The following is a 22247-nucleotide window of genomic DNA, read 5'->3' as shown; positions in this document are numbered from 1 at the left end:
ACGGTCTTCCCCTCATCGTCGGCGGTCTCCACCTCGTGCTCGCCGCTGATCTTCCGGAAGAAGACCTCGGACAGCTCCGTGTTGTCGCAGACGACGATGAGCACGGGCGGAACGAAGGGCTGCCCGCCCGCGCTCTCCTTGATCGCATCGAACTGCTTCTTCCACTGCGAGGCGAGCGTGAGGAGCGCTCCCTCAGCGTACTTGTAGATCGCCTCCGGCTTCGGCTGTCCTCTTCGGACGGAATCGCTCGCCTTCAGCTCCTTCTCCGTGATGTTGTGCCAGAGGCGGAAGTACTTGGGATCGGGCCGACCGGCATCGTCCTTCTTTTCCGTGTCGTCCCGGACCGGCATGCGCGGGACCTTCACGATCCCGCACTCGATCGCGTCGACGAGACCGAAGTCGCTCACGAGCCACGGAAAGGGACTTCCCTCCGGGTAGCCGCTGTTCGAGAGATAGAAGGGGGTCGCCGAAAGGTCCACACATGAAAGGATGCCCGGCGCCGGTTTTCCGCCGTCGCTCTTTCCGAGAAGTCCGCAGTTGTTGATCCGATCGAGACCGGCGAGCCAAACGCGCGCCTCGTCGGCTTCCTCTTCGAGCGCCTTCTTCTTCTCCCGGTCCAGATCGCGGAACGCCTCGCGCTCTTCTTCCTTCGTAAGAGGTCTTCCGCGCCAGCAATGGTGCCCTTCGTCGTTCAGCACGAGGATCGGGAGTCGCGCGGCGAGTTCCCCTAGGCGATCTTTCGTGAACGCATCGTTCGACTCCTCGCCTTTGTTCACGACGGCGTAGCTCTTGCCCCCCTCGGCGTGCTCGCTCTTCGGCGCGAAGACGTGCCAGTTCGTGACGAGCACCTTTCCCATGTTCAGGTACTCGCGGTACTTCGGCGGGACGAGATCGAAGGCGTCGAAGTAGTTGTTCGGGTCCTCGGGGCGAAGAACCTGGAGGCGCTTCTTCACCGTGAGGTTCGGCGCGCAGACGAGAACGGCGTTCGGATACTGAGTGGAAGACGGGTTGCGCGCCCGATTGCAGAACGCCCATGCGATCAGCATCCCCATGATGATCGTCTTGCCGCTCCCGGTCGCCATCTTGCAGCCCGTCCGCACGAGCGGGAGCGTGCTCGAATCAGACGACGGATCGATGAGCCGCGGGAAGAAATCGCCGCGGATCGACGCGAACTCGGGTTTCTCCCCCTTGAGAAGGAGGTCGAGCGTCTTTGGGCTCACCTCGAACTTGTGAAAACCGGTCGCCGGGAGACGCCCCGGCAGCGCGAGCTCCATCAGGTAGATCAGCGTCTCGGCCGCTTCGCGCTGGCAGAAGAAGAGTCGCCGGGGACGGTCTTGTCTCATCCACCAGTCAAGAAGCTCGCGCGTGATGCGCGACGCGCCCCGGTATCCCGCCTCGCGCCACCGCTTCACGTCCGCGCGGAGCGCATTGACGAGGGGGAGGTCGTCCCGCTCCTCCTCACGGAAGAGCTCCTGCTCGGCCGATCCGGTCCGCTTCGATCGGAACCAGTAGCTCGCCTCGCGGCGGCCGTCCATCAGGCTCGGCACGCCGTCCTTGTAGAGCCAGTGCTTCACGGGCTCGGTGTACGGGTTGTTGATGACCGGGTTGTCGACCGCCTGGGTCGGCGTCCAATCGGGGGGAGGGGTCTCGTCCTTCGGGCGTCCTGACATACGCCGTGTCGCCATCTTCTCTACCTCTCCAGCTTGGCGAACGTCATGACCTCGTTCCCCCGCGGGTCGATGACCTTGACCGCGATCCGGGCGTGCTTGCCGCTCTTGAAGGGGAGGGAGACGGTCCCTTGGAACGCCTCGAACGCCTCCGGGTCGGCCTGCGAGCCGAGGGCCTTCGCGATCTTCCCCCATGCGTCCTGGTCCGGGAAGAACGCCTGCGTGATGCAGAAGCAGCGGCCGTCGTAGTCGCTGTCGAGGAACCAGGCGGCGACCTTCTCGGCGCCGGTCGAGCGCACCTCGCCCTTCAGGGGATCGAAGATGTCGACGCCGCACAGTTCGACCTGCCACTCCTCCTTGCCGTGCTTCTTAACGCGGATCTCCGGCTGGCCGAAGACGGTGAAGAGCTGGCTGTTCGGCGTCTCCTTGAGGAGGCCGTCCATGCCGGGGGAGACGTCCGGCCGGATGTGGGCCATGTGGGTCTTGAGCTTCGGGTGGGCCGCTTCCTGGATCGCGACCGCCGCCTCGCCGTCGAAGCTGAGGCCCGCGATGACAAGCTCGTCGTAGCGCTTGCTCGCGCGGATCAGCTCCTCGACCTGCTCGGCGGTCACGGGGCCGTACTGCGGCCCGAAGGCGACCGCGACGTTGTTCGGCCTCCCGTGGTCCGCGCCCTCCCAGATCCCCTCGGCGTGGATCGGCGTGCCGGTCTTCTCCTCGTAGAGCGCGTCGAGGCGCGCGAAGGTCGCGTGCCTGTTGTTCGGGAACGTGACGCCGTCCTTCCGGAGGAGGTCGGTCATGCGGGAGAGGTAGGCGCGGAGGTTCTGTACCTCGTCGCGGACGTCTCCGGGGCTTTCGCCCTCCCACTCGTTCGGCGTCCCGTCGAAGAGCCCTTCTTCGGAGATCGAAAGCTCCTCAGGGCGGACGCCCTCCACGGTGAAAGGACCGGACACGCGGACGACGCCCCTCACGACCTCGGGCTGATCCACAAGTTCTTCTTGATCCGCGTTCGCCGCGATACAGGCGTTCACCTCGTCCATCTTCGCGCGCCAGGCCTTGCGATAGGCGACGACGGCGTCTTGGAGGGCCTTCGGCCAATCGGGATCGGTGTCGAAGGGGACTTCCCAGTGATACCAGTTCCCGCCTTTCTTCGGGAGATCCCAGCGACGGCGATCGGCGTCGGTCACGGCGCGCTTGCCTTCGCGAGCCTGCTTCTCCGTGAGCTTGCGGCGACACGTGTCGCGCGCCGTGTCAGGAACTTGCCCGAGCGCCTTGTTGCAGGCCGCGAGGGCGGCGTCCAGGATCGGCTCGTGCTTCGCGAAGATCGGGTCGAGGTTCTGGTTCTGGGCGATGCTCTTCAGGGTGACGTGCGGGACGGTCTTGTAGAAGAAGCCGCCGGACGGTCCCTTCGACTCGTCCCGAAGCTTGTAGTGCTCGTACTTGGCGGTGAGAAGACGCTGACGGGCGATCGCGATCGCGACGCGGCTCGTGTCGATCGTGATCCAGCGACGCCCCCAGTGCTCGGCGACGAAGGCAGTTGTGCCGCTGCCGCAGGTGGGATCGAGGACAAGATCGCCTGGGTTCGTAGTCATTAGGATGCACCGCTCGATGACTTTGGTCTGAGTCTGCACCACGTAGTAGCGCTCTACAGCATATGTGCTTTCGAACACGTCCTGCCAGATGTTCGAGATCGGAACCAAAGGGAAGTCGTCGGCTCTCATCTTGTACGTAAGTGTCTTCCCCAAGCCGAGCAGCCGGTCACATCTGCCGAGCCTGACCAGTCCCTCTCGAGATGTCTTCCAGTGCGTGTTTCGGGGCAGGTCGTACTTCTGGCCGTCGTGATCAACCGAGAAATCGGAAGTCGAGCTTGGTTCCCTAGCTACGATGGCCGATGTCTTGAAACGTCGCCCCTCCGGCGCCGATACTTCGCCATCGAGTTCTGGCCTCGTGAGTCTTCGCGGAGCCTCGGAATCGGACTCGAAGTAGTTGTAGGCTGAAGCAAGCGTCTTCGCTGGTCGGTTTACGAATAAAGCATCACACTTGGCGTGTATCCGGTCTCTGGCGTACCAGAGTATCCAGTCGTTGACATTCGAGATCATCTCTCCGAGCCCTGCGACACCACGCTGGAACACTAGAACCGAGATGAAGTTCGATGCTCCAAAGAGCTCGTCCATGAGAGTTCTTGCCCGATGGAGATTCTCGTCGCCGATCTGTAGGAACAGACTGCCGGTTTCCGCCAAGAGATCTCTCGCCACCATCAGACGATCCCGCAGATACGCGAGGTAGGAATGGATACCCAGGTTCCACGTATCCCGGTAAGCTCTGACCATCTCCACTTCCCGCGATAGATCCTCGCTCTTGTCTTTCACATCTCGCTTCCCAACTTCCGGCTGGAAGTTGCTGGCGAACCTGATGCCATATGGCGGGTCGATGTAGATCATCTGCACCTTGCCCGCGAGGTTCTCCCGACGGGCAAGCGATGACATGACCTGAAGGCTGTCGCCCAGGATCAAACGGTTCGCCCAGTCGACATCGTGCCGGTAGAACTGGACTTCTTTCTGGTACGGAAGCTCCGGATCGGCGAACAGCTCGCGCTGGGCGTCCTCGCGCATGGCCGCGCGGACAATGGCCTGCGCGCTCACCCTCTCGTGGATGTGGAGCGCGACGGGGTCCACCTCGAACCAGCCGCGGTCGTGCTGCTCCTTTTTACCGGCCCACTCGAGCCACGGCTGCTGGTTCGCGAGCGCCTTCGTGAGGAGATCGCGCTCCTGCTCGGTGAGGTGCCGGCCCGCCTTCTCCGCGACCTCCATCACGCGATCCGCCTTCGCGGTCGGGTCGAAGCGAAGCTCCGGCGAGAGGTGGGGGCTATAGTGGTACCTCACCTTCTTCACCTTCGGCACTTCCCCCTCCGCCGCGATCTTGGCAGGCGGGATGTTCTTCCGCTTCTCCTTCGCGTGCCGATAATCCTTCGCCTCGACCTTCCCGCTCTTTCTCGCCCGTGCCATGCGGATCTCCCCGTGCTTCGAATGTCTATGTGTCTTCCAGCGCCTTGCAGTGCGCGCAGACCAATCGATAGTCGCACCGGACACAAGTCTCCGGCGCTGCGCAGGGTCCGAACGTTCCGGTTCGGATCGCGCGAACCGACGCCGCGACCCTATCCAGTCCGAGCGCGTTCGTCTCTCTTCGAATATCGACCGCGTGGCGGTCGCCGTGCTTCAGCTCGTGAACGTACCCCGCGACCACATCGAGACCCTCTCCCCTCGCCGCCTCGGCGTAGACGGCCATCTGCAGTCGATAGTGGTCATCCAGCCTCGGGTCGGTCGCCGTCTTGTAATCCACGATCGCGAGACGGCCGGGAAGGCCGCCCTCCTCGTCGAGGATGACGTCCGTGCGGCCGGAGACCGTTCCGTCGGGAAGCCGGAGCTGGAAAGGTCGCTCGGTCTCCCAGATCCGGCGGAGATCATCCTCGTAGCTTGCGAGGTAGCGTCCGACCAGCCCGCGCGCCGCGCGCGACATCCGCACGAACTCCGGCCGCCGCGCGAAGGGGAGGTAGAACTCGTCGTCCATGATCTTCTGGATCTCTCGGTCGGTCGGTGTCGATCCCTTCCTCCGCGACTTCTCCGCGATGTTCCGTAGGATGTGGTGGATCGCGCGGCCGTACCCGAGCTCGGTGGCGAGCTCCTGCTGAAACCCGAAGTTCGACGCGAGGCGATAGCGATGGCCGCACTCCTCGAAGTGCGCGATCTCCGAGAAGCTGATCTCGAGAGGAGGGATCTCCGGCTCGAGAAGCTTCTCCGGTTTCGGGGGAAGCGGGAGCTTCGTGTACGACCGGATGCCGCCGTTGCGCTTCCCCACCTCCTCCAGGTAGGGCGAGGGCTTCATGTCCTGCTTGATGTGCTCGAAGTAGGAGAGATAGAGGGCGTCGCGGGCGCGCGTCATCGCCACGTAGAAGAGCCGGCGCTCCTCCGTGTCGCCGCCTTCGTATCGGCGCCGCGTCTCCTCGGGAAAGACGCTCTCGGGGAGAAGCCAATCTCGTTTCTTCCCCGCGCGCATGGGGGGGAAGCGGCGGCTCGTCAGCGACGGCAGAAACACGATCGGCCACTCGAGCCCCTTCGCCTGATGGATCGTAATGATGTCGACCGCGTCGATCTCCTGGTGGTCCTCGCCCCCGAAGTCCTCGTAGGCGTCGCGCGCGTAGTGGCGCACGTAGCTGTAAAGCCGCCGATAGTACTCCTTCCCGCGATCGAGGCCGGTGCGAAAGACGCGCTTCCCGCGCTCCTCGACGTAGCAGCCACGGCGGGTCACGTGCTCGAAGTCGGCGAGCAGCTCGGAGAAGCGGGCGAACGCGCCGAAGCGCGCGGCTCCTTCCGGCTCGTCGATGTCGATCGTGTGCGCGCCGAGAAAGTTGAGGAGCTTATAGAAGTCGCCGACGAGGCTGACCGGACGCGTGCCGCGAAGGCGGAGCTTCTTCCAGTCCTCGAGGAACTTCCGGAGGCCGGGGATCTCGCCGCGCTTTCGTCCGAAGTGCTTGCCGAGCCCCGCGACGATGTTGTCGAGATCGGCGGGGCGGGCCAGCCCGAAGCGTTCGTCCTGCCACTCCTCATCGACGAACCACGCGAGGATCTCTCCGAAGAGGTTGATCTCCGGGATGAGGAAGAGGCCGGTGCGGCCGCTGCACGAGAGGGGGATGCCGCGCTCCCGCAGAGCCTCGATCAGGACGGGCGCGGAGGTGCGGACGGAACGGAAGAGGACGCCGATGTCCTGGTAGCGATAGCCCCTGGCGCGCAGGCGCTCGATCGTCTCGGCGATCTTCTCGGCTTCCTCCTGCGGGGTCTCGGCGCACCAGGTGGTCATCTGGTTGGGGCCGTCGGGGCGCTTCGGCTTCATCGCCTTCGGCAGGCGGTCCTCGATCGTCTTCGCGAAGGCGTTCGCCGCTTTCACGATCGCGGGACGGCTTCGCCGGTTCGTCTCCAGGCGAACCAGCTCCGAGCCCCGGCGGCGGCGGGCGAAGCTCAGAATGTTCGCGACGTCCGATCCCCGCCACTGGTAGATCGACTGGTCGTCGTCGCCGACCACGCAGAGCTCGACCGGCTTCGCGGAGAGAAGCTCGATCAGCCGCTCCTGCGCGGGATTGATGTCCTGGTACTCGTCGACGATGAGGTGGCGGAGCGGGCCGTGCACACGCTTGTAGACGGCTTCTTCGCCGAGCACCCCCACCGCCTGCGAGATAATCCGGCTGAACGTGAGAAACCGGTAGCGGGCGAGCATCTCGAGGTAGGCTTCGTAGCACTCGCCGAGCGGGGTCCCCGCGAGATCGTCCGCGTCAATCCGTTCGTTCCCGATCACATCGACGGTCCAGGCGAACTCGGCGATCGGCTTCCAGTGCTTCTCGCCGCGGCCGAGTCGGCTGAGGCCGAGGCGCTTGAACTCGCGCGACAGGAGCCCGACGTGCCGGTTCTCGTCGAGCACGTCGTAGTTCCCGTACTTCGGGACGTGCGTCTGGAGGAGCCGAAAGCAGTAGCTGTGGATCGTCCCGACGAACATCGGCCCGAGGCGGCCGAGGAACTCGGCGCCCTTCGCCTCCTCGACCTTCTGGTAGATCCGCTCCTTCAGCTCGCCGGCCGCTCGCTCCGTGAAGGTGAAGGCGACGATCGACTCCGGCCTCACGCCCTCGTTCACGAGCGCCGCGACCCGCCGGGACACGGACTCCGTCTTCCCCGACCCCGCGCAGGCGATCACCTGGACGTGGCTTCCCCGGTGCTCGATGACCCGCTTCTGCTGGGGCGAGAGGGTGATCGTGTCGGTGGACATTTGAAGCAATGATACAGGATGGAGCGCCGTGCGGGAAGCAGGAGCTCTCCGTGCCGGGCGACGTAACCCCTCTCGCACGAATCTCCGAGTCTCGAACTCGCGGGGGCTATCCGATCCTTCCCATCCCCGGGCAACGGCGGGATCGGCGGTTCCAAGCGTCCTTTGACTCGACGATCTCCGGCCAGAAGGGGAAAGTGCGGCACTGCTCGGGATGCGCCGGATGGATCGCGCACCCCTCTTCGGAGAAGAACGGACACTGCCGCCTTCGCGTCACGCGGATCTCGGTCCCCGCCTCATCCCCGCCATACTGTTGTTTGAACGCGCGAACGGAGATGCCGAGATGCCGGGCCCCCCTCCGCCGGTCGGACGGCGAGAAGAAGACGTACCCGGGCTCCCGGCAGCAGCGCCCGCATCGGGTACATGAGAAATGAACCGTTCGCTTATCGATCATCCGAAACGGACGCGCTCGAGTTGCGAGTTTCGCCTCGGCCGGCGGCCGACCTTGGCCATCGGGACCCACTTCCCCCCGACCTTCGCCCGGAGGACGTCGGCGGTGAAATCGTTTCTTTCCTGAAGGAATGACGACCCGATCCCGTAGATGTCGACCGGGACGCGGAGGCTTTCGAAATGGCGGATCTTCTCCTCGTTGAAGCCTCCCGTCGCGGCGATCCGGATGGAGCGGAAGTACCGGAGCGCGCGCTCCCGCTCGTCTCCGCGGAATCCGAGGCGGTCCGGCGCCTCGTCGAGCGCCCGGCGGAGCGCTCGAATCAGATCGGGGGACACCCCCGGCTCCCCTCTCCTGCCGAGCGAGACATCGACGAGGCTCTCCGCTGTGTCGACGCGCACCGCGAAAAGACGATAGCGTTCCGCTCCCTCTCGATCCCCCGCCCGGATGCGCCTCTCGTGCTCCTCGAAGAGGGCGGACGCGGCGCGGATCGAATCGCCGATCGAGTCGTTGTTCACATCGACGAGCGCGATCCTCTTCACCGCGATCGGGAGCGTGCGGGCGAACTGGACCATCGCCTCCGCCGTGTCGCGAAGGAAGCAGAGGAGGTACGCGTGAGGGACCGTCCCGCTCGACTGCCCGCCCCAGAGCTCGGCCTGCGCCTGCGTGGAGACGTACGGCTGCACCTGCCGCCCGGAGTCCCGGTTGTACTGCTCGACCGCGAGGCGATACGCGTATCCGTCCAGCCTCTGCGCCTCGGGGAGATCGAAGCGCGCGGGGAAGAAGAAGATCGGCTTGCCGCGCGCCGCCCGGAGCGCCCGGTAGACGTTCGTCGCGATCTTCGTCTCCCTCGAGAGGATGCCGAGAAGCACGGTCTCGAGATATCCGTACCGCCGGTACTCCCCGCGCACGACGAGGACAGGCGCCCACGGCATCACGCGCGTCCCTTCCGGAACCGCCTCCGCGTCGAGAATCCTGGGAGCGGAGACGCGGCGCGGGCGGTTCACGCCTCCGGCGCATTCCTTAAGGACCTGAAGGGAATGGTTGATACCGCAAACGACCGACCAGGGCTTTCTCCGAGTGAAGAAGTGCATCTCGGTCTCGATCGTTCCGACTGCGACCCTCCCCGCGCCGCTCCCCGAGGGGAGAACGGGGAATTTCCCCGCGTAGCGGTAGTGGTCGACGACCAGGCGGTCGAGAATGGCTCCCGCGTTGAGAAAGTAGGCGTCCGAGTAGTATCCGGAGCGGACCCCTTCTTTGTCGTAGGGGAAAGGCGCGGGGACAGGTGAGCGGGTCGACATCGCGAAGGTCCCTTTCCGGGGGGAGAGGACCGCCGCCATGAGAATAGACGGGAAGCAGGCGTGGGGCAAATGGAAGAGGAAGCTCCGGGCGCCCCGACCGAGACCTCGGAGGATGCGCGCGGATCCCGCGCCGCGCGCCTTGACACGGGCGGAGGCGGCGCGTATTCCTCCGCATAGACACGCGGCGGGACCTCGACTCCTCGCGCGCCCGCCGCGAACCCATCTTCCGCGGAAACGGGACCGGAGGCGGATCGATGATCATCTGGACGGTTCTCGGGAGCGGCAACCACCACGCCAGCGCACGGCGCGGATCGCCGGGGCACCTCGTCGAGGCGGGCGGGCTTCATCTTCTTTTCGATTGCGGCGCGGGGACGTTTCATTCCCTGACGAAGGCCGGGTCGGCCCCCGAGCGCATCGCCGCGTGCTTCGTCACGCACGTGCATCCCGACCACGTCTCCGACCTCGTTCCGCTCCTCTTCCGCGTCCGGAACCACGCGAAGGGGAGCGAAAAGCCGGCGACGCTCCACCTCTTCGGGCCGCCCGGGTTCGCGAGCTTCGTCCGATCGCTCCGCCTCGTGCACGCGCCTTTTCTAGAGACCGAGAACCTTCGGCTCGTCGTTCACGAGGGAGAGCGGGGGGAGGAGAGCCTCGGAACGGTTCGGATTCGATACGCGCCCGTGCCCCACGGGATCGCGGCGATCGCCTACTCGATCCGCACCGAGGAAGGGGACGCGGCGGTTTACACCGGCGACACCGGGCGATCCGCCGAGCTCGTGCGCCTCGCGCGGGGCGCGGGGCTTCTCGTCATCGAGGCCGGCCTCGCGGAGGGAGAGGAGGATCCCTTCCACCTCGCGCCGGCCGACGCGGCGCGGATCGCCGCCGAGGCGGAGGTGAGGGGGATGCTGCTCGTCCACCTCGGTCCGGAGAGCGACGAGGTCGACCTCGCAGGCGCGTGCCGCGATCTCTTTAATGGTAAAATTCTCGTGGCGGAGGATCTTCTCCGGGTGCGCGTCGAGGAGGGCGAGGTCTCTTGAAAGAGCTTCGTCTCGGGCTCGCGGGGCTCGGCCGGCACGGCGCCCGCTACGCCCGCCACCTTCTCCGGGGTGAGGTTCCCGGGGCGCGCCTCGCCGCGATTGCGCGGCGCGAGGTCGCGCTCGGCCGCGAGCAGGCGAAGGAGTGGGGGGTCGCGTTTCACGAGGATGTCCGCTCGCTCGCCCGCGATCCGTCGGTCGACGCGCTTCTCGTGGTCACCCCCGCGGCGCATCACGCCGAGGCGGTGGAGGCGTCGGCCGACGCCCGCAAGCCGGTTCTCGTCGAGAAGCCCCTCGCTCCCGATCCGGCCTCGTGCGATCGGATCGCGCGCGCGGCGGAGCGCTCCGGCATCGAGGTGATGGTCGGCCAGACGAGCCGCTACGAGGGCCCGATTCTTGGTCTTCTCGACGCGCTTCCGAGCATCGCGCCCGTGCGAGAAGTGCTCTTCTCTCTTCGATCCGAGGACCGGACGCACGAGAAGGGGGTCTTCAGCGATCGCCTCGACGACGGCGGCGCCCTTCTCGATTCGGGTGTGCACTATTTCGATCTTCTCCCTTTCCTCATCGGTCCGATCGCGGAAGTCTGGTGCGAGCGGCGCTTCGTGCGCGGGTCGCGAATCGACGACGCGTACACGGCGGTTCTCCGCTCGCGCTCGGGTGCGCGCGCGGTGATCGACATGAGCCGCTGGGGGAGCTCGCGCCGGGAGTCGATCGAGGTGGTGGGCGAGGGGGGGATCCTTGTCGCTTCGCGCACCCCCCCCTCTCTCGAGAGGATCGAGGGCCGCAAGAGCCGGTCGGTCCCCTTCCCGCACGTTCCGGGGACGCTCATCCCGGTTCTTCTCGACTTCCTTCGCGTCTCGCGCGGCGCGACTCGGCCGCCGATCACGATCGCGGACGGCCGGGCGGCGGTGGCGCTCGCCGACGCGTGCGCCCGAAGCGGGGGCTCCTGGATCCCGCCCGATTGACAGACCCGCCATCGGAAGAATGCTCGCAACCTCTCGTTTTTTATGAAGGTTACATGGGCGGGCCGCCACCTCGAACCGGCGCTCGTTCCTGTCATTTCGGCAGGAAAAAAAATCTTGCACTCGCCCATCGAGAGTGCTAGCTTCCATGTGCTTTGATTGTAGGATGTTGTGGACGGGGCCTTCAGAGGAACGCCTCTTGCATCCGCATCGCTCGGCTCAGGATGGGTTCTGCTCAGCGCGCAAGAGTCTCCTGAAGAGTCATCGCGGAAGGTCTTAATTGAGAAGCGCGGGCGGAGGGTCCGCTCGCAGGGAAAGGAGCAGATGGGATGAAGATCAAACCTCTCAACGATCGGATTCTCGTGAAGCGTCTCGATGCGGAGGAAAAGACGAAGGGCGGGATCATCATTCCCGACACCGCCAAGGAGAAGCCGAACCAGGGTCGCGTGGTCGCCATCGGCGAGGGCGCGAAGGACAAGGACGGGAAGCGAGTGCCGATCCAGCTGAAGAGCGGGGATCGGATCCTCTTCTCTTCGTACGCCGGAACCGATCTCAAGTTGGAAGGCGAGGAGTACATCATCCTCCGCGAGGACGATGTCTACGGGATCATCGAGTAAAGAAAGGAAGAGAGAAACATGGCTGCCAAGCAGTTGAAGTTCCATGAGGACGCGCGCCGCGCGATCCTTTCGGGCGTGGAGCAGCTCGCGGCCGCGGTGAAGGTCACGCTCGGACCGAAGGGCCGGAACGTCGTCCTCGACAAGAAGTTCGGCTCGCCGGTCATCACCAAGGACGGCGTGACGGTCGCCAAGGAGATCGAGCTGAAGGACCCCTACGAGGACATGGGCGCGCAGATGGTGCGCGAGGTCGCCTCGAAGACGAGCGATGTCGCGGGGGACGGCACGACCACCGCCACGGTTCTCGCCGAGGCGATCTACCGCGAGGGCCTCAAGAATATCACCGCCGGCTCGAACCCGATGGCCCTGAAGCGCGGGATCGACGCCGCGGTGCGCACGGTGGTCGAGGAGCTCGGCAAGCTCTCCAAGAAGGTGAAGGATCGCTTGGAGATCTCGCAGGTCGCCACGATCTCGGCGAACTCGGACACGGAGATCGGCTCGATCATCGCGGACGCGATGGACAAGGTCGGAAAGGACGGCACGATCACGGTCGAGGAGGCAAAGGGGATCGAGACGACGCTCGACGTGGTCGAGGGGATGCAGTTCGACCGCGGCTACCTCTCTCCCTACTTCGTGACGAATCCGGAAACGATGGAGTGCGTGCTCCAGGACGCGTACCTCTTGATCCACGAGAAGAAGATTTCGAACCTCAAGGATCTTCTTCCGCTGTTGGAGAAGGTCGCGCAGACCGGGCGTCCGCTCCTCATCATCGCCGAGGACGTCGAGGGCGAGGCGCTCGCGACCCTCGTCGTGAACAAGATCCGCGGCACCCTCCAGGTCGCGGCCGTGAAGGCGCCCGGGTTCGGAGACCGCCGCAAGGCGATGCTCCAAGACATCGCGATCCTGACCGGCGGCCAGATGATCTCCGAGGACCTCGGCATCAAGCTCGAGAACATTTCGACCGGCGATCTCGGAACGGCGAAGCGGATCACCGTCGACAAAGAGAACACGACGATCGTCGAGGGGGGCGGCAAGAAGACCGACATTCAGGGCCGCGTGGAGACGATCCGCCGCGAGATCGAGAACACGACCTCCGACTATGACCGCGAGAAGCTCCAGGAGCGGCTCGCGAAGCTCGCCGGCGGCGTGGCGGTGATCAACGTCGGCGCCGCGACCGAGACCGAGATGAAGGAGAAGAAGGCGCGCGTCGAGGACGCCCTCCACGCGACCCGCGCGGCGGTCGAGGAGGGGATCGTTCCGGGAGGCGGCGTGTCGTATCTTCGCACGATCCCGGCTGTGAAGAAGCTCGAGCTGACCGGCGACGAGAAGATCGGGAGCGAGATCATCGTGCGCTCCCTTCAGGAGCCCATCCGCCAGCTCGCGAACAACGCGGGCGTCGAGGGCTCGCTCGTGGTCGAGCGCGTCCTGCGCGAGGCGAAGGCGGTCGGATACAACGTGGCGACGGATACGTACGAGGACATGATGAAGGCGGGCGTCATCGACCCGACGAAGGTGACGCGCTACGCTCTCCAGAACGCGGCCTCGATCGCGGGCCTCATGCTCACGACCGAGTGCCTCGTCGCCGAGATCCCCGAGAAGGAGAAGGCGCCGGCCGGCCCTCCGGGGGGCGGCTACGGGGACATGTACTAAGATCGAACGTCGAGCCCGCGGCGCCCCCGGCCGCGGAAATCGAAACCGCGCGCGGCCCGTCCCGTCGGGGGCGGGCCGCCTTCTCTTGGGGGGCTCGCGGCGCCTCCCTTTCCGGTCCTCCGCTCGCCGCGATGGACCGGAGCCGGCGGATGTCGTAGAATTGAGAGGCCGCGGCGGATGCCGGACCGTGTCTCAGCGAACCCCCGCCCGGATCCGGGTGAGTGCGTGCGACTCCCGAACTTCTTGTTGATTGGCGCCCCCAAGTGCGGGACCACTTCCCTCTACCACTACCTGGGACAGCATCCCGAGATCTACCTTCCCGATCGGAAGGAGCTTCATTACTTCACGTATCATCAATTGAAGAAACAGACGGCCGGCCCTGGAGATGAACGCGTGCTCGACTTCGCCTGCTCGACCCGAGCGGAGTACGAGGCGCATTACCGCGAGGCGGACTCATTCCCCGCGGCCGGCGATCTTTCCCCGTCCTACTTCTGCTTCCCTGAGTCGAGCCGCGCGATCCGCGAGGAGTTGGGAGACGTGAGGATCATCCTCTCCATCCGCGATCCGATTGAAAAAGCCTACTCCCAGTATATGCACCTCGTCCGGGATGGCCGGGAACACCTTTCGTTTCACGAGGGGCTCCTTGCGGAAGAGGAGAGGATACGCCGTGGATACGGTTTTCTGTGGCGGTACGCCTCGAGCTCGCTCTACGCCGATCGAATCGATGCGTTCGTCGACGTGTTCGGGAGGGATCGGGTCAAGATTCTCCTCTTCGAGGACCTCGTCCGCTCTCCTCATTCCGTTCTTCGGGATCTCTTCCTGTTTCTGGGCGTCGATTCGGAGTTCCGTCCGGATCTCTCGCGCGTCTACAATCGGTCCGGCCGACCTCGGTCGCTGCTCCTCGCACGGTTCCTCTCGAAGCAGAGCGTCCTGGCGAGATGGGTGAGCCGTAAATCCCCTCGGGGCCTGCGGACGCGCCTGAGCCGGTTCCTTCTCGATTTCAACACCGGTCCGAAGGAAGCACTCGAGGAGCGGTCCGTCGAGTTCCTGAGAGGGTATTTCCGGTCCGACGCCGAGCGCCTGATCCTCCGAATCGGGAGGAAGCCGAACTGGTAGAGATTGTCGGCTCAAGCGGCCGGGCTCGCGTGGAACGCCCATCCAGCCGATAATCGATGAGGGAGAACGGGGGAGACTCATCGCATGTGCGGAATCGCGGGCCTCGTCTGCTTCAAGGAAGGCTGCCGGGAGGAAGACCACCTCGCTCTCGTCGAGAGGATGTTGGATCTCGAGGCGCACCGGGGCCCGGACGACCGCAGCTCGGTCTCGCTCGGGAAGATCGCTCTCGGCGCGGTTCGGCTCAGCATCCTCGATCTCTCGCCGGCGGGCCGCATGCCGATGAGCGATGATGACGGACGATGGTGGATCGTTTATAACGGCGAGGTTTACAACTTCAAGGAGATCCGTGAGGAGCTAAAGCGCGCCGGCCATCGCTTCCGTTCCCGGACCGACACCGAGGTCGTGCTCCACGCGTTCATGGAATGGGGCGAGGCGTGCGTCGAGCGCTTCGTCGGGATGTTCGCCTTCGCAATCCACGACCGCCGGACAGGGACCGTTACCCTGGTCCGCGACCGCTTCGGCATCAAGCCCCTCTACTACTCGGCGCGAGGGGGGCATTTCCTCTTCTGCTCCGAAATGAGACCGCTTCTCCGTGTGCAGGAAGGTCTTCGGCTGAACCGTCGGAGTCTGCTCGAGTGGCTTCTGTATCACAACGCCGACGTGCTGACCCCGGACACGCCAATCGAGGAGATCGAGGCGGTCCTCCCGGGGCGGATGGTGACGATCCGCGACGGGAACGTCGCTTCCCGCGTCTACTACGACCCGGCCGAGCGGATCGACGAGCGGGACTATGCCCGTATCGCCGCCATGAAGACGGAAGAGGTCGCGGGAGTCCTCGAGAGGATCCTCGCGGCGAGCACCGAGGCGCGCCTCGTGAGCGATGTCCCGGTCGGGACGCTATGCAGCGGAGGTCTCGATTCGAGCCTGATCACCGCCCTTGCGTCGCGAGGGTCGAAGAAGCTCACGGCGTTCCACGTCTCGGTCGCGGACCATCCCGATCTGGACGAGAAGCCTCATGCGCAAGCAGTCGCGAAGTCGCTCGGCATTCCTCTGATCTCGTTCGCGCTGGACGGCGCGGAGTACCGGCGGGCGCTTCCGCGCACGGTCTTCGCGAGCGATCTCCCGCTCGCTCATCCGAACTCGGTGGCGTTCGCCCTCATCTGTCGCGTCGCGCGCGCGGAGGGCGTTCTCGTGCTCCTCTCCGGCGAAGGGGCTGACGAGCTCTTCGGCGGATACGGCTGGCGGTATGCGCGCTATCGAAGACTTCTCCGGGTCCGCCGCGCCCTCGGCATTCTCCCCCGCCCGATGCGCGAGTGGATCCGCAGGGTCGGCTACGCCGCCGCCGGGCTTCCGGTGACCACTCTCCGCTTCGACGAGCTCATACCGCTCGCGCTCTCGCTCGTGGACCGCGACGCGAGGCGAGCATGGCGCGCGACGTGCGAGAACGCCTACTCCTTCGTGCCGAGCGCCGACGACCGAGCGGTTCTCGGGGCGATGCTCTCCGACTTGGACGACTTCCTCGTCCCTCTTCTCCGGCGCCTCGACCGGATGAGCATGAGCGCCTCGATCGAGTGCCGAGTTCCCTACCTCGACCATCGGGTTGTCGAGACGGCGGTGCACATGCCTCTCGCCCACCGCGGCGGGGGGAAGGGAGACAAAAAGATCCTTCGACGGATCGCCGCTCGCCACCTGCCGCCTTCGATTGTGAGTCGGAAGAAAGTCGGTTTTCCTCTTCCTCTCGGGGAGTACCTGGCTCCTCTCGCGCGGCCGGAATTCTTTCTCGGGGGTTTCTGCGAGGAGGGGATCGGGATTTCCCGGCGGAGTCTGGACGAGATCGCCCTCCGCGCGCCCGAGAACCCGTTCGCGTTCTCCTGCCTCGTAGATCTCGAGCTCTGGGGGCGTCTCGTCTATCGAAACGAGCCGCTGGAAGAGGTCGAGGAGTCCCTCCGCCGACTGGAGCCGAATAGCCCCTGATCCGATCCGGAAGGTCCGTTCATTCCAGGGCGATCCGGTCGACCAGAATCACGGGAGGATCGTCTATGTCATGGAGGAAGATCAGAAACTGATCGATGTGTGAAAGATCGAGCGCCCGCGAGGCGGGGCCGCGGCGGATCTTCTCGAGCGGAATCCGAATGGAGTTCTCACCGGGGAAAAGCGAAAACGAGCCGTTGTACCGGTTGCCGAACTCCTCGCCCGAGTCGCGGTCGTCCACGCGGACCACGAGCTCGATGGTCTCGGCGCCTTCGTTCCGCACGGCGAGGGCGAGCGCCTCGAATCCCCGCCAATCGTTCTCGAAGTCGAGGAAGCGCACTCCGGGGTATGTCGCGCGCGGGAGCTCGCAGCGGAGCGCGCGAAGCCCCGAGGCGCTCCACTCGTCCGTCAGCGAGAAGTGGTCGTGGCAGGCCCAGGAGATCCGATCGAGGTCCTTCTCCGTCTCGAAATCGTAGAGGACGAGCGGCCTCTCGCGCGCGCCGCACGAGACGAAGAGAAGCGCGAAGAGAGCTCCGGCGCGCGCGCGGCTCATGGCTCCTCCCGGAAGCGGAGAACCGCGACGAGCGGCGGATACCCGAAGCGGAGCGGCGCGATGCTCCATCCGATCCCGTGGTGCACATGAAGCCAGAGCGATCCGATCCGGAATCGCCCCGCCCGAAAGTCCCAGCGCTTCTCCGGCATGATTCGGCGGAGAAGACCGCTCGGAAGAGCAGCCTGCCCGCCGTGCGTGTCCCCCGCGAGGTAGAGCTCCGCGCCGGCCGCCTCCGCCTCGCGAACGAAGGATGTCGTGTGCGCGAGAACGATCCGCGGGATCTCCCGCGGCGATTCCTCGAGGAGGCGGCGCGGATCGGGCCTTCCCGCGCGCGCGTCGAGCTCGTCGAGCCCGACGAGGAGGAGCGTCTTCCCGTCCCGCTCGATCGCCTCATGCTCGTTCCGGAGCACGCGGATCGGATCGGCGTCGCGGAGGGCTCCCCCCGGTCCTCCCTCGTGGCAGATCCGGCACGACTCTCTCGTTCCGTTGTAGTCGACGTTTCCGAGAACGCCGTAGATCCCGCCGGGCGCGTCGATCCGGTCGAGGAGATCGAGCACCGGACCGTACGGCTTCCGCATCCGGACGTAATCGCCCGTCACGAACACGTAGTCGGGGCGGATCCTTTCGAGGGCGCGGAGAAGCCGCTTCTCGCGAAAGCCGATGCCGCCGAGATGGAGATCGCTGAGATGCACGACGACCGCCCCGCCGAAGAAGCGATCGAGCGGCTCGGAGGGGACGAGCACCTCCCGCACGACGAGCCGGTTCGGCTCGATGAGGATCGCGTACACGAGAAGAACGGCGAGGAGAGCCGTGAGGAACCATGCGAGCCGGCGGATCATCGCGTCGCTCACCTCCCGCGAGGGGAGGTTCCACTCTGCCACGGGGAGCACGCCCGGTCAATGAACGGCGAACGATGCTTGGAAGAGGCGCTTCGTGCTAGAATCCGCCCGAAACGCTCGAGAGCCGGCCAAGAAGACACCTGTCGTGCTTCGATCGGGTTGAAGCCGGCCGCGCGAGAGAGGGAGGCGAGCATGGTTCGGATCGGGCTCATCGGGTGCGGGTACTGGGGACCCAACCTCGTTCGCAATCTGGCGGAGCTTGAGGAGGCGGACCTCGCCGTCGTCGCGGACGTCGATGCTTCGAAGGTGCGCAAGCTGACCCGCCGCTATCCTTTTCTTCGCGGGACGGAGGACCCGGGCGAGATTCTCCGCGACGCCGCGATCGAAGCGGTCGTGATCGCGACCCCCGCCGAGACCCACTTCGATCTCGCGCGCCGCGCGCTTGAGGCGGGGAAGCACGTCCTCGTGGAAAAGCCGCTCGCGATGAACCCGGATGAGTCGAGGCGCCTCGCCGAGCTCGCGGACCGGACCGGTCTCACGCTGATGGTGGGGCACACGTTCGAGTACAACCCGGCGGTCCGCCGCCTGAAGGCGCTCGCGCGCGAGGAAGCCTTCGGGAAGACGCGCTACATCTACTCGACCCGCGTCAACCTCGGCATCTTCCGTCCCGAGATCAACGCGATGTGGAACCTCGCCCCGCACGACCTCTCGATTCTCTTCTATCTCCTCGAAGAAGCGCCCGTCTCCGTCATCGCCCTCGGCAAGGCGTACCTCAAGCCGGGCGTGGAGGATGTCGTCTTTCTTTACCTCGAGTTTCCGTCCGGCGCCGTCGCCCACGTCCACGTGAGCTGGCTCGATCCCTCGAAGGTTCGGAGGCTCACCGTGGTCGGCGAGAGACGGATGGCGGTCTATGACGATCTCGACAGCGAGCAGAAGCTGAAGCTGTACGACCGGGGCTTCGAGAGCACGCTCTTCCAAGAAGGCGGGATCCAGGACTACCAGGTCCGGCTCCGCGCGGGAGACATCCTCGCGCCGAAGATCGAGACGACCGAGCCTCTCCGCGTCGAGTGCGCGCACTTCATCGAGTGCGTGCGCGACAAGAAGAGACCGCTCACCGACGGGTGGAGCGGCCATCGGGTCGTCGCGGCGCTCGCGGCCGCGGACGAATCGCTTCGGGCGGGCGGCGCGCGGACGGCGATTCGGATCGCGTGACCTTCGCCCGCCGGGGTTATCCGTAGAACTTCCCGCCGCGCTCCATCATCTTCTCGAACGATCGAGGCGAACGGCTCGCGGCCGCCTTCCGGAACGCGGCGAGGGCGTTCTCGAAAAGGCGGAAGACGTCCGGCGTGTGTTCGTTGAGGTGTTGAATATCGTAGTAAAGCCTCGGGTTCTCGCCGGCGACCTCCTCCGCCGTCCGAACCTGCTTTTCGAAAGTGGTGGTCGCCGCACGGCGGAGCTCCTTGGAGGAAAAACCGGACTTCGCGAGAGCCTCGGTGAAGACGATGTTCACCGCGTGGGAGAGGCCGAGAACCATCCCGATGATCCGGTCGTGCTCCTCCACCGGAATCCGCACGATCCCGAGGCTGGTTCCCGCGAAGAGCCCCGCGGCCGCCCGATCCGCCTTCTCGTGGCCGCACGGACAGAGGAGCATCGTCCGGTCGGAGAGGAGATAGACCTCGGGTCCGAACAGGGGATGGATGCTCGTGATCGAAAGACCGGCATCCAAACCGGCCCAGATCGATTCGAGGACCGGACTCTTCAGACTGAAAACATCCGCGATCACCCCGGCCGGCTTTCGCTTCACGATCCGGCGGTAGATCGCCGCCGCGGCATGGAGGGGGACGCTGACGAGAAGAACCCCCGCCCCGTCGACGGCCCGGTCGAAGTCTTGGACCGATCGGAATCCGGGGAGGGGTCCTGCCGGATCGTGGATCGTGACCGGATGCCCGCGCGAGTAGAGATAGCGCGCGAGCCAGCTTCCCATCTTCCCGCGGCCTCCCAAGATCGTGATCGGCTGCTTGCTCCCGAGGAAGCGCTTCTCGTGGATCTCCTCTTGTTCCTTCACCGCCCCCGCCACGAGCGCCCGGACGATCCCGATGCCGACCGTCGGGTCGAGCCCGCGCGTTCGACAGTGCGCCTCGGCGGCATCCAGAACCTCGCGCTCGGTTTCATAGTCCCTCACGGGAAAGCCGAGTGCCAGCTTGAGGCGGCCGATCTCGCCGGCGAGCCTCGTTCTTCTCTCGGCGAGCGAGAGAATCTCCTCGTCGAGACGCTGGATTCGGCGGCGAAGGTCTTCCAGCTTGTTCCGTTGCATCAACCTCTCTCCTCGATCGCCTCGCGGAAGGCCGCGAGGAACAGGTCGTTTTCCGCGCGCGTCCCTACGGTGACGCGAAGACAGTCTCGCAGTCTGGGATCGATCGGAATGCCTCGGGGGGATCCGCGGGCTGCGGCGCGCGGGCCGACGAGACGGACGAGAACGCCCGCGGAGAGAAGTCGGCGGAAGACCCGCTCTCCGTCGGGGACTCGGACGAGAAGGAAGTTCGCTTCCGACGGAAAGACGCGGACCGCCTCGAGCGGCCGAAGCGTCGCGGCGATCCGCTCTCTTTCCCGAATGATCGCGAGGACTCCTTTCCGAATGAGCGGCTCCTCATCGAGCGCGATCTCCGCGGCGACCTGCGAGAAGACATCCACCGAATGAGGCGGCTTTCCCCTCTCGATTCGTCCGAGCACCTCCTCGTCGCCGAGAAGATAGCCGATTCGAAGACCGGCGAGCCGGAAGGCCTTCGAGAAGGTTCGAAGGAGGACGAGATTTCGGTGGCGGGAGAGAAGCGGCGCGAGGGGAACCTGCGCGAAATCGCGATACGCTTCGTCGATGATCACGAGCGACCGGACGCTCTCAGCGATCGTTCGGACATCGTCTTTCGAAAGAAGGGTTCCGGTCGGGTTGTTCGGAGAGGGGAGGAAGAGAAGGCGCGCGTTTTCGCGCCTCGCCGCCGCGACGATCCGCTCCGGTCGATAGGCGAAATCGTCGTCGAGAGGAACCGTGCGCGCCCGCCCGCTCGCGAGACGCGCCGCCAAGTGGGCGACGCCGTACGACGGGCTCGGGAGAATCATCACGGAGCCTTCCTCGAGCGTCGCGAGGGCCGCGGCATAGAGAAGCTCGTTCGATCCGTGTCCGACGAGGACGCGCCCGACCGGAACCTTCTCTCGTTCGGCGATCTTTCGCGCGAGACCCGCCGGCGGAAAATCCGGATAGCGGGACCAACGCTTCTTTGCCAACGCGGCGAGGATGCGCCTGCGAACCGCCGAGGGAAGCTCGAGGGGCGATTCGTTCTGATCGAGCTTGACGCGATGGGGAGGCCGGGCGACGCGGTAGGCCTCCAACGTGCGGATCGAGCGCCGGACGGGGGGAAGCGGCCTCTCATGCTTGCGCATTCTTGAGCCCTCCCAAAGTCCGCGATGCTACCCGCCGGCGCCGAGCCCGTCAACACGCTCGCGACCTCGATTCGCGTCTGGACACATGCACGAGCGGCCTGGTATCGTCCGCGACGCGACGCCGGCCCCGCGGCGCGCCGCCGGGAACCCCCGGCGGCCGGCATCGACGCGCGGAGCGGGAGCGGCGCCGGAGAGCGGTCGCCGAGCATGAAACCGAACCCGTGGAATCGCTTTTGGACCCGCTCGCGCGGAGGGCGCTTCACGCGGGAGAGCTGGTCGAAGCGGCGAATCCTCGAACGGCTCTGCCCTGTGCTTCGCGCCGGAATGCGCGTTCTCGACGCCGGGTGCGGGTCCGGTTTCTTCTCCAAGCGCTTTCTCGACGAGGGATGCCGAGTGACCGCGCTCGATCTCTCCGAAGAGGCGCTCGCCCTCGCGCGCGAGGCGACCGAGGGCCGAGCCGACGCGTACGTTCGCGAGGACCTTCTCGACGCCGAGTTCGCCGCGCGCCGCGCCGCGAGCTTCGACCTCGTCTTCTCGGACGGCCTCCTCGAGCACTACGGTCCCCAAGATCAGGAGAGGATTCTCTCTCATTTCCGAGCGATCCTCGCGCCCGGCGGATACGCGGCGACATTCGTTCCGAACGCCCTCTCCGGATGGACGCTCGTCCGCCCGCTTCTCATGCCGGGGATCCGCGAGGTGCCCTTGCGGCCGAAACGACTTCTCGATCTCCACCGCGGCCTCGCGATCGTGGAGACGGGCGGCTTGAACGTCCTTCCGTTTCGTCTTTCGCCCGAGCGGCTCCTCGGCGCGCGTTTCGGGATGCTCCTCTACGTGATCGCGCGCAAGGAGGAAGGC

The 22247-nt window shown here is 65.7% G+C and carries 17 protein-coding genes; 8 read left to right on the top strand and 9 right to left on the bottom strand.

From position 1 onward, the window contains the following. The 5 genes from FJY73_09320 to FJY73_09300 all read right to left on the bottom strand — a co-directional run. Positions 1–1685: DEAD/DEAH box helicase family protein (locus FJY73_09320; protein ID MBM3320860.1), on the bottom strand; the 1685-nt coding region annotated here is incomplete at its 3' end. A 5-nt stretch (positions 1686–1690) separates the two neighbouring features. Then, a complete protein-coding gene (locus tag FJY73_09315; protein MBM3320859.1) occupies positions 1691–4669 on the bottom strand; it encodes a site-specific DNA-methyltransferase in 2979 nt (992 codons plus the stop codon). Between the two features lie 25 nt (positions 4670–4694). Next, positions 4695–7475: an ATP-dependent helicase gene (locus FJY73_09310; GenBank protein ID MBM3320858.1), complete on the bottom strand. Its 2781-nt coding sequence runs from the start codon at positions 7473–7475 to the stop codon at positions 4695–4697. A gap of 106 nt (positions 7476–7581) precedes the next feature. Continuing rightward, a complete protein-coding gene (locus FJY73_09305) occupies positions 7582–7926 on the bottom strand; it encodes a YkgJ family cysteine cluster protein (GenBank protein ID MBM3320857.1) in 345 nt (114 codons plus the stop codon). Continuing rightward, a complete protein-coding gene (locus FJY73_09300; protein MBM3320856.1) occupies positions 7923–9221 on the bottom strand; it encodes a nicotinate phosphoribosyltransferase in 1299 nt (432 codons plus the stop codon). Before FJY73_09300 ends, FJY73_09305 begins: the two co-directional genes overlap by 4 nt. 254 nt (positions 9222–9475) lie before the next feature. Here FJY73_09300 and FJY73_09295 point away from each other — a divergent pair, with 254 nt between their 5' ends. The 6 genes from FJY73_09295 (at position 9476) to asnB (ending at position 16568) form a co-directional block, all read left to right on the top strand. Then, the gene (locus tag FJY73_09295) at positions 9476–10255 is read left to right on the top strand and encodes a ribonuclease Z (GenBank protein MBM3320855.1); all 780 of its coding nucleotides are present in this window, start codon (positions 9476–9478) and stop codon (positions 10253–10255) included. Next, positions 10252–11217: a Gfo/Idh/MocA family oxidoreductase gene (locus tag FJY73_09290; protein ID MBM3320854.1), complete on the top strand. Its 966-nt coding sequence runs from the start codon at positions 10252–10254 to the stop codon at positions 11215–11217. Before FJY73_09295 ends, FJY73_09290 begins: the two co-directional genes overlap by 4 nt. Positions 11218–11543: 326 nt before the next feature. Further along, a complete protein-coding gene (groES, locus tag FJY73_09285; GenBank protein MBM3320853.1) occupies positions 11544–11831 on the top strand; it encodes a co-chaperone GroES in 288 nt (95 codons plus the stop codon). 18 nt (positions 11832–11849) lie between these two features. After that, positions 11850–13478, top strand: a complete 1629-nt coding sequence (groL, locus tag FJY73_09280) for a chaperonin GroEL (protein MBM3320852.1) — start codon at positions 11850–11852, stop codon at positions 13476–13478. Positions 13479–13703: 225 nt separating this feature from the next. Continuing rightward, complete coding sequence (locus FJY73_09275) at positions 13704–14594, top strand: sulfotransferase (protein MBM3320851.1); 891 nt, start codon at positions 13704–13706, stop codon at positions 14592–14594. Positions 14595–14678: 84 nt separating this feature from the next. Beyond that, positions 14679–16568: an asparagine synthase (glutamine-hydrolyzing) gene (gene asnB / locus FJY73_09270; protein MBM3320850.1), complete on the top strand. Its 1890-nt coding sequence runs from the start codon at positions 14679–14681 to the stop codon at positions 16566–16568. A 19-nt stretch (positions 16569–16587) separates the two neighbouring features. Here asnB and FJY73_09265 read toward each other — a convergent pair whose 3' ends face one another. Beyond that, on the bottom strand, positions 16588–17118 hold the full coding sequence (locus FJY73_09265) for a hypothetical protein (GenBank protein ID MBM3320849.1): 531 nt from the start codon (positions 17116–17118) through the stop codon (positions 16588–16590). After that, positions 17115–17957 carry a metallophosphoesterase family protein gene (locus tag FJY73_09260; protein ID MBM3320848.1) on the bottom strand — a complete coding sequence of 281 codons (843 nt, stop codon included), beginning with the start codon at positions 17955–17957 and terminating at the stop codon, positions 17115–17117. The genes FJY73_09265 and FJY73_09260 overlap by 4 nt, the downstream gene beginning before the upstream one ends. Positions 17958–18149: 192 nt before the next feature. On the opposite strand from FJY73_09260, the gene FJY73_09255 reads away from it, so the two are divergent. Then, positions 18150–19169: a Gfo/Idh/MocA family oxidoreductase gene (locus tag FJY73_09255; protein MBM3320847.1), complete on the top strand. Its 1020-nt coding sequence runs from the start codon at positions 18150–18152 to the stop codon at positions 19167–19169. Positions 19170–19185: 16 nt separating this feature from the next. Here FJY73_09255 and FJY73_09250 read toward each other — a convergent pair whose 3' ends face one another. Beyond that, a complete protein-coding gene (locus tag FJY73_09250) occupies positions 19186–20271 on the bottom strand; it encodes a prephenate dehydrogenase/arogenate dehydrogenase family protein (protein ID MBM3320846.1) in 1086 nt (361 codons plus the stop codon). Further along, on the bottom strand, positions 20271–21392 hold the full coding sequence (gene hisC, locus FJY73_09245) for a histidinol-phosphate transaminase (protein MBM3320845.1): 1122 nt from the start codon (positions 21390–21392) through the stop codon (positions 20271–20273). Before hisC ends, FJY73_09250 begins: the two co-directional genes overlap by 1 nt. Before the next feature lie 207 nt (positions 21393–21599). On the opposite strand from hisC, the gene FJY73_09240 reads away from it, so the two are divergent. Beyond that, on the top strand, positions 21600–22247 hold a 648-nt coding region (locus FJY73_09240; protein ID MBM3320844.1), incomplete at its 3' end, for a class I SAM-dependent methyltransferase.

The sequence above is a fragment of the Candidatus Eisenbacteria bacterium genome (assembly GCA_016867715.1).
Lineage (GTDB): Bacteria > Orphanbacterota > Orphanbacteria > Orphanbacterales > Orphanbacteraceae > VGIW01.
The sequence above is the reverse complement of the archived record's forward strand: the minus strand, read 5'-3'. Positions and strand labels throughout refer to the sequence as shown.

Coding starts and splice junctions, on each gene's coding strand:
- FJY73_09295 (MBM3320855.1), top strand. CDS start 9,476: ATGATCATCTGGACGGTTCTCGGGAGCGGCAACCACCACGCCAGCGCA.
- FJY73_09265 (MBM3320849.1), bottom strand. CDS start 17,118: ATGAGCCGCGCGCGCGCCGGAGCTCTCTTCGCGCTTCTCTTCGTCTCG.
- hisC (MBM3320845.1), bottom strand. CDS start 21,392: ATGCGCAAGCATGAGAGGCCGCTTCCCCCCGTCCGGCGCTCGATCCGC.
- FJY73_09255 (MBM3320847.1), top strand. CDS start 18,150: ATGGTTCGGATCGGGCTCATCGGGTGCGGGTACTGGGGACCCAACCTC.
- asnB (MBM3320850.1), top strand. CDS start 14,679: ATGTGCGGAATCGCGGGCCTCGTCTGCTTCAAGGAAGGCTGCCGGGAG.
- FJY73_09260 (MBM3320848.1), bottom strand. CDS start 17,957: ATGATCCGCCGGCTCGCATGGTTCCTCACGGCTCTCCTCGCCGTTCTT.
- FJY73_09315 (MBM3320859.1), bottom strand. CDS start 4,669: ATGGCACGGGCGAGAAAGAGCGGGAAGGTCGAGGCGAAGGATTATCGG.
- groL (MBM3320852.1), top strand. CDS start 11,850: ATGGCTGCCAAGCAGTTGAAGTTCCATGAGGACGCGCGCCGCGCGATC.
- FJY73_09305 (MBM3320857.1), bottom strand. CDS start 7,926: ATGATCGATAAGCGAACGGTTCATTTCTCATGTACCCGATGCGGGCGC.
- groES (MBM3320853.1), top strand. CDS start 11,544: ATGAAGATCAAACCTCTCAACGATCGGATTCTCGTGAAGCGTCTCGAT.
- FJY73_09250 (MBM3320846.1), bottom strand. CDS start 20,271: ATGCAACGGAACAAGCTGGAAGACCTTCGCCGCCGAATCCAGCGTCTC.
- FJY73_09310 (MBM3320858.1), bottom strand. CDS start 7,475: ATGTCCACCGACACGATCACCCTCTCGCCCCAGCAGAAGCGGGTCATC.
- FJY73_09300 (MBM3320856.1), bottom strand. CDS start 9,221: ATGTCGACCCGCTCACCTGTCCCCGCGCCTTTCCCCTACGACAAAGAA.